The 12,999-nt window shown below is 69.5% G+C and carries 12 protein-coding genes; 2 read left to right on the top strand and 10 right to left on the bottom strand.

The window, feature by feature from the left end; translation table 11 throughout:
• Nucleotides 1–50 precede the first annotated feature (50 nt).
• The 4 genes from ACLQ2O_RS13160 to ACLQ2O_RS13145 all read right to left on the bottom strand — a co-directional run bounded on the left by ACLQ2O_RS13160 (nt 51) and on the right by ACLQ2O_RS13145 (nt 5,819).
• Nucleotides 51–677 (bottom strand): SAM-dependent methyltransferase, encoded by a 627-nt coding sequence (locus ACLQ2O_RS13160; RefSeq protein ID WP_425830799.1) that lies wholly within the window; start codon nt 675–677, stop codon nt 51–53.
• Between the two features lie 99 nt (nt 678–776).
• Nucleotides 777–2,111, bottom strand: coding sequence for an MFS transporter (locus ACLQ2O_RS13155; protein WP_425830797.1), 1,335 nt, complete (start codon nt 2,109–2,111; stop codon nt 777–779).
• A gap of 110 nt (nt 2,112–2,221) precedes the next feature.
• Nucleotides 2,222–4,309: a DPP IV N-terminal domain-containing protein gene (locus tag ACLQ2O_RS13150; protein ID WP_425830795.1), complete on the bottom strand. Its 2,088-nt coding sequence runs from the start codon at nt 4,307–4,309 to the stop codon at nt 2,222–2,224.
• A gap of 13 nt (nt 4,310–4,322) precedes the next feature.
• Entirely contained in the window at nt 4,323–5,819 is a 1,497-nt protein-coding gene (locus ACLQ2O_RS13145) for an MFS transporter (RefSeq protein ID WP_425830793.1), read from the bottom strand.
• A 142-nt stretch (nt 5,820–5,961) separates the two neighbouring features.
• Here ACLQ2O_RS13145 and ACLQ2O_RS13140 point away from each other — a divergent pair, with 142 nt between their 5' ends.
• Both ACLQ2O_RS13140 and ACLQ2O_RS13135 read left to right on the top strand, forming a co-directional pair.
• On the top strand, nt 5,962–6,693 hold the full coding sequence (locus tag ACLQ2O_RS13140; protein ID WP_425830791.1) for a TetR/AcrR family transcriptional regulator: 732 nt from the start codon (nt 5,962–5,964) through the stop codon (nt 6,691–6,693).
• A 256-nt stretch (nt 6,694–6,949) separates the two neighbouring features.
• On the top strand, nt 6,950–7,486 hold the full coding sequence (locus tag ACLQ2O_RS13135) for a hypothetical protein (RefSeq protein ID WP_425830789.1): 537 nt from the start codon (nt 6,950–6,952) through the stop codon (nt 7,484–7,486).
• Between the two features lie 44 nt (nt 7,487–7,530).
• On the opposite strand, the gene ACLQ2O_RS13130 is transcribed toward ACLQ2O_RS13135, so the two are convergent.
• The 6 genes from ACLQ2O_RS13130 to ACLQ2O_RS13105 all read right to left on the bottom strand — a co-directional run bounded on the left by ACLQ2O_RS13130 (nt 7,531) and on the right by ACLQ2O_RS13105 (nt 12,988).
• The gene (locus tag ACLQ2O_RS13130) at nt 7,531–8,208 is read right to left on the bottom strand and encodes a YidC/Oxa1 family membrane protein insertase (protein WP_425830787.1); all 678 of its coding nucleotides are present in this window, start codon (nt 8,206–8,208) and stop codon (nt 7,531–7,533) included.
• Nucleotides 8,209–8,260: 52 nt separating this feature from the next.
• Nucleotides 8,261–8,515 (bottom strand): DUF6412 domain-containing protein, encoded by a 255-nt coding sequence (locus tag ACLQ2O_RS13125; protein ID WP_425830785.1) that lies wholly within the window; start codon nt 8,513–8,515, stop codon nt 8,261–8,263.
• Nucleotides 8,515–9,840: an RNA polymerase sigma factor gene (locus ACLQ2O_RS13120; protein ID WP_425830783.1), complete on the bottom strand. Its 1,326-nt coding sequence runs from the start codon at nt 9,838–9,840 to the stop codon at nt 8,515–8,517. The genes ACLQ2O_RS13125 and ACLQ2O_RS13120 overlap by 1 nt, the downstream gene beginning before the upstream one ends.
• A gap of 291 nt (nt 9,841–10,131) precedes the next feature.
• Nucleotides 10,132–10,752, bottom strand: coding sequence for an HhH-GPD-type base excision DNA repair protein (locus tag ACLQ2O_RS13115; protein WP_184794993.1), 621 nt, complete (start codon nt 10,750–10,752; stop codon nt 10,132–10,134).
• 1 nt (nt 10,753) lies between these two features.
• A complete protein-coding gene (locus ACLQ2O_RS13110) occupies nt 10,754–11,167 on the bottom strand; it encodes a universal stress protein (protein WP_425830781.1) in 414 nt (137 codons plus the stop codon).
• Between the two features lie 342 nt (nt 11,168–11,509).
• Nucleotides 11,510–12,988 (bottom strand): glutamate--cysteine ligase, encoded by a 1,479-nt coding sequence (locus tag ACLQ2O_RS13105; protein WP_425830779.1) that lies wholly within the window; start codon nt 12,986–12,988, stop codon nt 11,510–11,512.
• Nucleotides 12,989–12,999: the final 11 nt, after the last annotated feature.

The following is a 12,999-nucleotide window of genomic DNA, read 5'->3' as shown; positions in this document are numbered from 1 at the left end:
CCTGGGTTCACCGCGAGCGATGAACCCAGGGCATGTCACCGTGAACAGTCTCAGCGGCGGCGGACCTTGACCGTGCTGTCGCGCCGGGTGATCAGTACGCCGTCGCGCATCACCTGCGCCCGGTCGTGCACCTCGCTGACCTCGACGTCCCACTCACCGTCGGCCAGCGCCAAGCTCTCGATCACCTCGGCCGGCGTCGGGAAGTGGATGTCGGGGTGCGGGTTGTGCTCGCCGGGCGGGAAACCCATGTGGCCCTCGATCAGCAGCACTCCTCCACGCGCGACCGCGCCGGCGGCGCTGCGCAGGATCGCGTCGCGGTCCAGCTCGGTCTTGGAGTGCAGGAACTGCGCCGACACCAGATCGAACTCGCCGTCGGGGAACGACTTGCCGAGCTCGTGCTGCTGCCACTCGATCCGGTCGCCGACCCCGGCGTCCTTCGCATGCTCGGCCGCCCGCCCCAGCGCGACCGAGGAGATGTCGACCGCGGTCACCGTCCAGCCCTGCTCGGTCAGCCAGATCGCGTCGGCGCCCTCGCCGCAGCCGAGGTCGAGCGCGCGGCCCGGGGTCAGGCCGGCCACCTGCTCGGTCAGTACGATGTTCGGTTTGCCGCTCCAGATCTGGTCGTGCTCGGAGTAGAAGGTGTTCCACCACGCGTCGGGAAGCTGTTCTGTCGTCATGGAACCGATCGTCTCCGGGCTTCGCCGTACGGGCAAACATCCTTGCCAGATCGGCAAAAGGCCGCGCCGCCGGGATCGGGGGCCCGGCGGCGCGGCGGCTCAGGCGTCCTGCGGCCGGCGCGGGACGAGGGGCGGGAGCGGTTCGGCCTTGCCGACGACGAAGGCGTAGGTGAGGGCGCCGACCACGGCGACGCCGGCCGCGACCGCGAAGGACGGGCCGTACGAGCCGTCGTTGAGGTCGAGCAGCAGGCCGAACAGGAACGGGCTGATGATGCCGGCGATGTTCGAGGCGAAGTTCTGGATGCCGCCGATCGACGCGACGTGCCGCGAGCTCGGCGCGACGTCGCCGGGCAACGACCAGATCCCCGTGGCCGCGATCGCCAGGCTCGCGTACGAGATCGCCAGGAACAGCAGCGCGACGTACACCGAGGACGCCGGCGCCGCGAACACGATCGCCGCGCCACCGAGCAGCCCGCCGACCATCACCGTCTTGCGGACCCGGGTGACGTCGGCGCCGCGCCGGATGAAGCGGTCCGCGACCAGGCCGGCGATCCACGCGCCGGCGATCGCGGTGATCCCGGGCAGCGTCCCGAGCGTGCCCAGCTCCGCGAGGTCGAGACCGCGAGCGTCCTTCAGGTACGACGGGAACCAGGTCAGGAAGAAGTAGATGACGAAGTTCAGGCAGAAGAAGCCGAGCATCATGCCGCGCACGGTCCGGTAGCGGAACAGGTCCCGCCAGCGCACCTCGACGGCGTCCTTGTCGTCGTTCTCCTCCAACCGGGCGCCGTGCGCCGCGATGTACTCGCGCTCCTCGGCGTTCGCGTGCTTGTGCTCCATCGGGTCGCGGTAGTACCAGTACCAGGCGCCCGCCCAGATCAGCCCGACCACCCCCAGTACGACGAACGAGAAGTGCCAGCTCACCCACGCGATCAGCGCCGTCACCACCGGCAGCGCGAGCACCGTGCCGACCCGCGACCCGGAGTCGATGACCGCCGTGGAGAACGCTCTCTCGTGCTTCGGGAACCAGCGCGACGACGCCTTGGTCGCACTCGGGTACGCCGGCGCCTCGCCCGCGCCGAGCGCGAACCGGAACAGGAACAGCGACCAGAACCCGCGGGCCAGCGGGGTGAGCGCGGTGATCACCGACCACCAGACCGCGGCGAACGTGAACGCCTTGCGGGAGCCGACCTTGTCCGCGAACCAGCCCGCGGCGAGCATCATCCCGTCGTACGCCCAGAAGAAGGCGCCGAGGATCAGGCCCTTCTCGGCGTTGCTCAGGTCCAGGTGCAGGTCGTCCTCGATGAACGGCAGCGCGACGCTGAGGTTCGCCCGGTCGAGGTAGTTCAGGGACAGCCCTACGAACGCGAGCGCGAGGATCAGGTACCGGGTGCGGCTGGCTCCGGGCGGGGCCTTCGGCACTGGGGCGGTGGTCACTTTCTGCCTCCGATCGATGGCGGAACGTCGGCACGGTACCCACTCGACCGGATTTGTCACGACATGCGTGCCACGGACCGGAACGGCCCGTGGCCCGCGACTTCGGGCGGTCAGCCCATCATCTTGGCGATCACTTCCAGGTCGATCGGCGTCGCCTTCAGCCGGTAGCCGGGCGGCGTGATGCCGGCCACGTGCTGCAGCAGATGGTTCCAGCGCCGCCGTACGACGTGGTGCTCGTAGCCCAGCAGCACGTGCTCGCCGCGCGGCACGATCAGCAGGTCGAAGTCCTTGTCGGCGGCGATCAACCGCTCGACGAACCGCAGCGTGTGGTGCGGCTGAACGTTGTCGTCCAGCCCGCCGTGCACCAGCAACAGCCGGCCCTCGATCCGCTCGGCCAGGTCGAGCTCCGAGACCTCCGCGTAGTCCTGCTCGCCGGCCGGACCGGCGTACGTCTCGCCCCACTGCTGCAGGTAGACCCGGTTGTCGAGGTTCCCCGACTCGGCGACACCCGCCTTGAAGAACTCCGGGAACTCCCCCATCGCGCGGACCGTCGCGAACGCACCGCCCGACATCCCGTACACGCCGACCCGGTCGAGATCCATCCACGAACGGGTCTCGGCCAGCTCCTTGATCGCCGCGACGTGGTCGACGATGCCGGCCGTCTCCAGTTGCCGGTACGACGCGTCGTGGAACTGCTTGCTCCGGCCCGGCGTACCGCGCCCTTCGACCGCGACCACGACGAACCCGAGGGCGGCGAATGCCTCGGCGTCCGGTCCGAAGTGCCCGGGGTCGTAGCCCGGCGCCGTCCGGTTGATGTGCGGACCGGGGTAGGGACTGTTGAGGACCGGGTAGCTCGCCGTCGGGTCGAAGTCGTGCGGCTTGTGGATCAGCCCGAAGATCTCGGTCACGCCGTCGGCCGCGAGCGCGCGGAACTCCTCCGGCGGCTGCCAGCCGGTCGCCAGCAGGCGCGTGACGTCGGCCTGCTCCAGCTCGACCAGCAGCTCACCGGTCCAGGAACGGACCGTGCTGACCGGCGCCTGCGCGACGGTCGAGGCCGTGTCGACGAAGTACCGGCCGTTCGGCGCGGCGGAGACGTCGTGGTGCAGGTCGTCGTCGAGGACCCGGGCGAAGCCGGTCCCGTCCAGGTTCACCCGGCAGACGCTCTGGCGATAGGGGCTGTCAGCAACCAATCCGACGGCGAGGAAGTAGACGACGCGCTCGGTCTCGTCGACGTGCAGGATCCGGCGGACTCCCCACTCCCCCGACGTCACCTGGTTGAGCAGCTCGCCGGCGCGGACGTCGTACCGGTAGAGGTGCGGCCAACCGTCGCGCTGCGAGTACCAAAGGAGTTCGTCGCCGGCCGTCTGAGTGACCGCGGCCTCCTGCCCGTACTGGTTGGGCTCGATACGGGTGTCGCCGGTCTCGGTCAGCACCTCCTGGACAGCGCCGGTCCGCGGATCCAGCCGCTTCAGCGTCAGGCTGCGCTGATCCCTGGGCTGCTCCATGAAGTAGACGGCGTCCTCGGACCACCATGCCCACTCGATCGTGATCGGCGACAGTACGCCGACCAACTGCGGCTCACCCTCGGCGCGAACCGCCGTACCGGAAGTGATGTCGAGTACGACGTACCGCTGCTCGGGCAGGTGCTCGTCGTCGGGAAAGGCGTAGCGCTGGGTCAGCAACTGCGGCGCGCCGTCACCCTCGGGCAGGACGTCGATCAGGTGGGTCTCGCGGACCTTGCGGCGATCGAGCTGGTGGGTCAGGACGCGGGTCGAGTCCGGGGACCACACGACTGCCGGCGGCAGGTGCGGGATGCCGATCTTGCCGAGCAGGACGTCGACGGAGAACGAGTTCGTGCCGTAGTCGTTGTCGGTCTCGCCGTCGGTCGTCAGCGGGCGTTCGGTGCCGTCGGCCACGGTCCGCAGCCACAGGTCCGGGCCGCGGCGGATCACCTCGTGCTTGCCGTCGGGCGAGACCACCGCGAGGAAGTCGCCGGTGCCGGGCTGGGCGGGAAGAGACTCGGTCCGAGTGCGGGTGCGGGCGATCGGGTCGACGGCGTACAGCTTGTCCTCGCCGTCGCGGGTGACCTGGTAGGCGAACCCGTCATCGGTCCACAGCGGGGTGATCTTGCCGGCGTCGATCAACCGCGGGCGGTTGGTGCGGAGCAGGGCTTCGGCGGCCTGGAGGTCGAGCTTCATAGTGGCGAACCTTTCAGTGAGCGGCGGGAGTGAGATCGGCGTGCGAGGTCTCGGCGACGGGCGCCTTGTCCCGCAGCACGAAGAAGGCGATGACCGCGGAACCCAGTACGGCGGCAGCACCGCCGACGAAGGTGCTCGACATCGCGGTGGCGAAGGTGGACCTGGCGACCTCGGCGAGACCGTTGTCCCCGGTGGCCGACGCGACCGCGAGGGCCTCACCGATCGAGCCGCGCGCCGCTTCCGGCGTACCGGCCGGCATGGTCGAGGTGAAACGCTCGGCCATCGCGCTGCCGAGGATCGCGATGCCGAGCGCGGCACCGGCCTGCTGCATCGTGTCGTTCAGCGCGGAGCCGACACCGGCGTGCTCGTGCGGTACGGCGCCCATCAGCGCCGCCGTCGCGGCCGGCTGGGCGAACCCGCCACCGGCACCGAACACGAGCATCGCCACCGTCACCTTGGCGAAGCCGTCGTTCGCGTCGAGCAGTGCCATCAGTCCGAAGCCTCCGGACAGCAGGACCAGGCCCACCACCGTCATCGGCCGGTTGCCGATCTTCTGGCCGAGCGTGGCGCCGAGGCCGTTGACCACGATCACCGCGATCGCCATCGGGACCAGCGCGAAGCCTGCTTCGGTCGCCGAGTAGCCGAGCACGAACTGCAGGTACTGCATCAGCGCGAGGATCAGCCCGCCGTTCCCGACCTGGACGAGCACCAGGGACAGCGATCCCCCGCTGAAGTTGCGGTCGCGGAACAGGTGCAGCGGGACCATCGGCTCCGGCGTACGAAGCTCCCAGACGACGAACGCGGTCAGACCGACGACGGCGACGGCGAGCGCCGGCCACGAGACGCCGTGCTCGGGCAGCTCGATGATGAACCAGACCAGCGCGACCAGCCCGGCGGTCGACAGGACGGCGCCGAGCGGGTCGGCCTTGCGCGCCGGGCCCTTCGACTCCGGCATCCAGATCACCGCGGCGGCGATGGCCAGCACGACGACCGGGACGTTGATCAGGAACACCGAGCCCCACCAGAAGTGCGCGATCAGCGCACCACCCAGCACCGGGCCGCCGATCAGGCCGACCATCAGCACCGAGCTCCAGATCGACATCGCCTTGCGGCGCTCGGTGTCGTCGAAGACCGTGATCATGATCGAGAGCGTGCTCGGCATCACCACCGCTCCCCCGATGCCCATCAGCACCCGGCCGGCGATCAGCAGCTCCGGGCTGGTGGCGAACGTGGCGACCAGCGAGGCGAGGCCGAAGATCGCCAGACCGGCGATCATCACGCGGCGGCGGCCGTACCGGTCGGACAGGCTGCCGGCGGTCAGCAGCAGGCCGGCGAAGACCAGGATGTAGCTGGCCACGATCCACTGGATGTCCTGCGCGGTGGCGCCGAGATCCTGCGTGAGCGCCGGGATCGCGACGTTCAGCACGCCGTTGTCCAGGACGAGAACGAAGGTGCTGAGGCACAGCACGATCAGAATGAGCCAGCGGCGCGGGTGACGCTCGGCGGTCATCGGGAATCCCCTCGGAAGAGTTGAATTGAACGGTGTTCAGCTTACTTGAACAGTGTGCAGTTAGAATTGCACAGTGGTCAAGTCCTGCACGGTGTTCAATGGATGAGATAGGATGACGGCGTCCCGACAACGGAGGTGGACGGTGGCAGAGGAGCCGGACTCGGTCTGGACGCGGCCGAAGCGCGGACGGCGGCGCGAGCAGCCCGCGCTCAGCCAGGAGCAGATCGTCGCCGCGGCGATCAAGCTGCTGGACGCCGACGGACTGGACGCCCTCAGCATGCGCAAGCTCGGCGCCGAGCTCGGCGCGGTCGCCACCGCCGTCTACTGGCACGTCGCGAACAAGGACGAGCTGCTCGAGCTGGTCGTCGACCACGTGTACGGCGAGCTCGAGGTGCCCACGATCACCGACGCGTCCGCGTGGCGCGACGGCGCGATCGCGAGCGCGATCAGTCTGCGCGGGATCATCCAGCGCCACCCCTGGCTGGCGGCGACCCTGGCCGACGTCGGCGTCACCTTCATCGGGCCGAACCTGATGGCCGTCTCCGACCGGATCCTGGCCCTGTACGAGACCGCAGGGTTCTCGACGATCGAGGCCGACCAGGCGTCCAAGACGGTCATCGGATTCGTGCTCGGCATCGCCGGCAACGAGGCCGCCACCCTCACCAAGCTGGCCCGTACCGGTGAGACCGTCGAGCAGTGGGTCGCCAAGGCGATGCCCGCCGCCGAGCGCGCCGCCCAGAACCACCCACGGATGCGCGCCCTGTACGCCGCCTACGCCGACTACGACCTGAACACGGCCGACGACGACACCTTCACCTACGGCCTGGACCGAGTCCTCGACGGCCTGGAGCTCCGGCTCAGCCGTCTGACCTGACCTGCGGCTCCGGCTCAGCCGCCCGACCTGGCCTGGAGCTCCGGCTCAGCAACCTGACCTGGCGCTCCGGCTCAGCCGCCTGACCTGGCGCCGGGGCTGCCCGGCGAGCTCCCCCAGCCAGCACGTCCCCCGGCAAGCTCAGCACACTCAAGTTCTTCCCGGCCGCCGCGGCCTCAGCCACAAGACGCGTCCTCGGCCGCATTGCCGCCGGGCTCCGGCTCAGCCGTCTGACCTGACCCCGGGCTATCGTCGCGCCGTGGCAGAACCTGGCGACCGCACCCCGGAGCAGGACGACGCCGCGCGCGTCGCGGACACCCGACGCGCGATGGAGGCCGGCCTGCCACCGGCCCGGGGAACCACCGCACCCGGACACGGGCGCATCGCCGACGACGGCCAGACCGGCGAGCGGGGTTTCGACGGCATCCGCAACCTCGACGACCAGCGCAAGCTCCAGGCCGCCGCCGCGGACGGAGCCGACGCCGGTGGAGCCGACGCGGGTGGTGGGGCTGCGGGTGGGGCCACGGCCGCCGGTGGCGGCGCGGGCGCCGGAGCGGCAGCGTCAGGCAAGGCCGCCGCTGGGCCACCGATCGGGGAAGCCTTCAAGCAGGTCGAGAAGGCCATCGCGAAGGCCCAGGCGACCAACGACGCCCACACCGCCGAAGAGATCTGGAAAGCGTCGGGGCCTTCCACGCAGGGAGCCGCGCCCGAGCACCGCCGCCGACCGGGCCAAGGACGGCCGCCCGGCCAGCAGAGCGACCGCTCGGGCCCAGCCAATCGCGGCCCGAAGCGCTGACCGCCGGGCTTGCTTCGACAGCGGCCCGGCGGTTCCTCAGTCAGTCAGCGCAGCAGGATTGACCGCTCGACGACCGTCCAGGTCGTGGTGGTCAGCAGGTAGAGGCCCGCGGCGAGCGGGATGAACGCGGCGGTGACCAGCGTGCCGTACGGCAGCAGCCTGGCGAGGTTCCGGCTGAGCGGCGTCGCGGTCGTGTCCAGGCGCGCCAGCTGACGCCTTGCGGAGAAGAACGCGACGACGGCGAGCAGCAGCGCCAGTCCGACGTACGCGGGGGTGGTCGCGAAGACCGGCCAGTGCACGCCGATCGGGGCGCCGAACAACGTCCCGGCGAGCAGCTCGTTCGGCTCGCCGCCGACGACCGCCCGCGAGAACAGGCTGTAGAGCACCCAGAAGAACGGCAACTGCGCGAACATCGGCAGGCACCCGGCGAGCAGTGTCGTCCCCGAATCGGCCTGCAGCTTGGCGATCTCGCGCTGCGCCCGCTCAGGATTCTTGGCGTGCTTCTTACTGATCTCCTGGATCCGCGGCATCAGCACCGCGCGGGACTTCTCACCGCGGACCGCCCGCAGACTCAGCGGCAGCAGCAACATCCGGACGAGCAGCGTGCAGGCAACGATCGCCAGGGCCGCGGCGTACGGACCACCGACGGGTTCGAGCAGGTCGGCGATCCAGGAGACGAGGTGGTACGCGCCGCTGATCGGCGCATCGAGAAATGAGGGCATGACTGAGCTCCACAAGAACAAAGGGATTCGGACCGGTCGCGAAGAAGTGCGACTACAGCCCGGGAGCTCGGGGACGTGGCCTGCCGGCCGTGTCCGGATCACGCAGCGGAACGTACGACGTCCGCGCCGACTGCTCGCGCAGCGTCAGCGCGACCAGCGGCGTCACGACCGGCGTACGGCGTGAGGTGCGATCGGCCAGCAGCAGCGTGAACAGCAAGGCCGCCGCCGTGAGCACGGCGGCGGCCAGAGTTGCCGCATCGAGGGCAGGGATCACCAGCGACAGCGCGCCGGCGATCACCTGGTGCATCAGTCGAGGTAGTCGCGCAGGACCTGGGACCGCGACGGGTGCCGCAGCTTCGACATCGTCTTGGACTCGATCTGACGGATCCGCTCACGGGTCACGCCGTAGACCTTGCCGATCTCGTCCAGCGTCTTCGGCTGGCCGTCGGTCAGGCCGAAGCGCATCGAGACCACGCCGGCCTCGCGCTCGGACAGCGTGTCGAGCACCGCGTGCAACTGCTCCTGCAGCAGCGTGAACGAGACCGCCTCGGCCGGGACGATGGCCTCGGAGTCCTCGATCAGGTCGCCGAACTCGGAGTCGCCGTCCTCACCGAGCGGGGTGTGCAGCGAGATCGGCTCACGGCCGTACTTCTGCACCTCGATGACCTTCTCCGGGGTCATGTCGAGCTCCTTGGCGAGCTCTTCCGGAGTGGGTTCGCGCCCGAGGTCCTGCAGCATCTGCCGCTGGACGCGGGCCAGCTTGTTGATGACCTCGACCATGTGCACCGGGATCCGGATGGTGCGGGCCTGGTCGGCCATCGCGCGGGTGATCGCCTGCCGGATCCACCAGGTCGCGTACGTCGAGAACTTGTAGCCCTTGGTGTAGTCGAACTTCTCGACCGCGCGGATCAGACCGAGGTTGCCCTCCTGGATCAGGTCCAGGAACAGCATGCCGCGGCCGGTGTAGCGCTTGGCCAGCGAGACGACGAGTCGCAGGTTGGCCTCGAGGAGGTGGTTCTTGGCGCGCCGGCCGTCCTCCGAGATCCACTCGTACTCGTCCTTGACCTTCTCCTTGAGCTTGGTCTCGGCGTCGCCGATCTGCTCCTCGGCGAACAGGCCGGCCTCGATCCGCTTGGCGAGCTCGACCTCCTGCTCGGCGTTCAGCAGGGGGACCTTGCCGATCTGCTTCAGGTAGTCCTTGACCGGGTCGGCGGTGGCACCGGCGACCATCACCTGCTGCTGGGGCTCGTCGGTCTCGTCGGCCTCGGAGACGATGAAGCCCTGGTCCTCGGTGAGCTCCTTGGCCAGCGGCTTGACGGCCTCGGCGTCGAAGTCGGCCTCGTCGACCTCGTCGAGCGCACGCGGCTTACCGGTCTTCGGGTCGATCGCCAGACCCGCCTCGGACACGGCCTTCTTCGCCGGCGCCTTCTTCGCGGCGGCCTTCTTCGCGGGGATACCGTCCTCCTTGGATGCAGCAGCCTTCTTGGCCGCGGGGGCGGCCTTCTTCACGGTGGCCTTCTTGGCAGCAGGGTCAGGCACTCTGGCGCTGGTCCTCGGGGCCGTGCTCCGAGCGGTGGCGGCCACAGCCCGGGCTGACTCGGCGGGAAGGTTCTCGGACGAGCTGGACGACACGAATTACCTCTCGTCTGACGCAGGGATTTCTGTACGGCGGTGCGGCGGTGCTGATGGAACTGGGTACTACACGAATTCCGCGCTGCGCACCGGCTTGTGTGCTCGTCTGCGATCGTGTTCGCTGGTCAGCGTAATCACCGGGGTGCCCATCGGGCGGCAGCAACACTACATTGTAATCTGCGGAACAACCCGAACCCACCCGCGACCCCCGTCCGGGCGTGGCACACCCGGTGCCCGCACGCCCCCGCGGGCCGGCACCGACGGTGTCCCTCGAGTCCTCAACTGTTCGGGTCAGCTGTTTCTGGTCTGCCGCAACGGGCGGGCGACCACCCGTTGCTGGGCGACCTGCTGGGCGGCCTTGAACTGCCGGACCTTCACCAGGGAGGCCACGTCGATCACGTCCGCGACGGACTTGTACGCGCCGTCCTCGCCGTACGGCTCGGAGGCCTCGCGCCAGCCGCGCGGGCGGACCTTGAGCTGCTTGCCGAGCAGCGCGACGAAGATCTTCGCCTTCTGCGCGCCGAAGCCCGGCAGGGCCGACAACCTGGCGAGCAGGTCGTCACCGGACTTCACGTCGGCCCACACCCCGGAGGCGTTGCCGCCGTACTCCTCGTCCAGGTGCTTGGCCAGCGTCTGGATCCGGGCGGCCATCGCGGTCGGGAACCGGTGCACCGCGGGCGGGCCGGTCACCACCTCGACGAAACCGTCCGGGTCGTAGGCGGCGACCGTGCACGGGTCGAACGAGCCTTCCATCCGCTTGGCGATCAGGACCGGGCCGGCGAAGGCCCGTTCCATCGGGATCTGCTGGTCGAGCAGCATGCCGACCATCAGCGCGAAAGGGTCCCTGCTCAGCATCTCGTCGGCGTCGGGCTGCTGCGCCAGGCACAGCTTCTTGCTGCGTGTCGAAGTCACCTCAGTCCTCCCCATCTTCGGCCTTCACGGCCAGCACCGGACACGGAGCGTCGAGCAGCACCCGCTGGGCGTTGCTGCCGAGGATGAGCTTGCCGACCGGTGACCGGCGCCTCAGGCCGATCACGATGAACTCCGCGTGGACTTGCTCGGCGACGGCCACCAGGTCCTCCGCCGGGTCGAGTCCACGCACCAGTTGCCGCACCTCGTACGGCACTCCGGTCGAGTCGAGCTGCTCCCGTACCTCCGTCAACGCGGCCTCACTGGCCGCCGCCTCGTCGCTGTCGAAGCTGCGTCCGCCACGGTGGGAGTTCACCACCACCAGCTTGGCGTCGCGGAGCGTCGCCTCCTCCGCCGCCCTTCGAAGAGCTGCACGCCCTTCGGCCTTCGGCACATAACCCACGACGATGGTCGTCATCGACTTGCCTCACCTCCGGGTGTCTGTCGACCCGTTCCGAACGATACTGCCCTGAACCGCTACCGGCATCTGTGGAAAAGCACCATCTGTGTCGCGACCGTGACCGTTAGGCAGTTGTGTCCGCAACGAGACCGTGTCCGTCCCGGGCAGGCAGTTCGGTTGGGACCTGCTTACCCGCCGCCGCCGCTTCTAACCCTCCCGGCCGCCGGCCTGGCGGACACCCTTGCAGGGTCGGGGGCCGTCGCGCCAGTCCGATGCCGTTGCCCTCGGCAAGCGGCTGCGCCCCGGTGTCCTACGTTGTCTGCGGCCCGGGCCGTTCGTTCACGGCGTGGACTAACCGGTTCAGTCGATCGGCCACTCGTGCACGGGGGTGTTGTCGTGCATGTGGTCGCGGTAGCGGCGCAACATTCCTCGCAGAGCGTCACGACGATCGTGGGAGCCCTTGGTGTACAGGCGGTGGAACTCGTCGGCCTGCCACGACGCTCCGTTGCGGTTGGTGAGGCAGCGCTGCTCGATGATCCCCAGCAGCCGGTCCCGTACGGCGGGCGCGACGCCCCACGCGTCAAGGCCCTGCGATGCCAACGGCAACAGCCGCCGCAGCACCAGCTCGGTCGCCCGGACCGTCCCGATCCCCGGCCAGAACACCTCGGCGTCGATGCCCTGCCGGGCCGCCTCGTGGAAGTTCTCCTCCGCCGCGCTGAACGACATCTGCGACCAGATCGGCCGTTCGTCGTCGGCCAGCGCCCGGACCAGCCCGAAGTAGAAGGCGCCGTTGGCCATCGTGTCGACGACGGTCGGGCCGGCCGGCAGCACCCGGTTCTCGACCCGCAGGTGCGGCTTGTCCCGGACAACGTCGTACACGGGACGGTTCCAGCGGTAGATCGTCCCGTTGTGCAGGCGAAGCTCCGAAAGAGCTGGGGCGTCGCCGCGGTCGAGCACCGCGATCGGGTCCTCGTCGGTGGTGACCGGCAGCAGCGCCGGGTAGTAGCGCGAGTTCTCCTCGAACAGGTCGAAGATCGAGGTGATCCATCGTTCACCGAACCAGACCCGCGGCCGGACGCCCTGGGTCTTCAGCTCGTGGGTGCGGGTGTCGGCGGCCTGCTCGAACAGGGCGATCCGCGTCTCGCGCATCAGCTCCTTGCCGAACAGGAACGGCGAGTTCGCCCCGATCGCGAGCTGCACGCCGGAGATCGCCTGGGCCGCGTTCCAGTACTTCGGGAACGCCTCGGGCGTCACCTGCAGGTGGAACTGCGTCGACGTGCAGGCGGCCTCGGGCACGATGCTGTCCGCGGTGACGGCCAGCCGTTCGACGCCGTCGATGGAGATCTGCACGTCCTCGCCGCGGGCCTGGAAGATCTGGTCGTTCAGCAACGCGTAGCGCGGGTTGGTGCTGAGCGCCTCGCGGTGGATGTGCTCGGTCAGCAGCGTGGGCAGGATCCCGACCACGACCATCGACGAACCGGTCCGCTGCGCCTTCTCCTCGGCCGCGTTCAGGCTGGCCCGGATCGAGGCCTCCATGGTGTCCAGCCCGTCGCCGTCGATCTGGCCGGGCGGCACGTTGATCTCGATGTTGAACTGGCCGAGCTCGGTCTGGAACGCGTCGTCCTCGATCGCGCTCAGCACCTCGGCGTTCTTGAACGCCGGGTCGCACTTGTCGTCGACCAGGTTCAGCTCGATCTCGATCCCGGTCATCGGCCGCTCGGCGTCGAACCGTGCCTCCCGCAGCATCCGTGCGAACGCGTCCAGGTTGCGATGGACCTGGTTGCGGAACGCCGTGCGGTCCGCCCGGGTGAACTCGACCCGGTCGACTTCCTCGCCCATGTGGCCTCCCC

Source organism: Kribbella sp. DT2 (genome assembly GCF_049844575.1).
Taxonomy (GTDB): Bacteria; Actinomycetota; Actinomycetes; order Propionibacteriales; family Kribbellaceae; genus Kribbella.
Note: the sequence above shows the minus strand (reverse complement) of the source record. Positions and strands in the feature narration are given on the sequence as shown.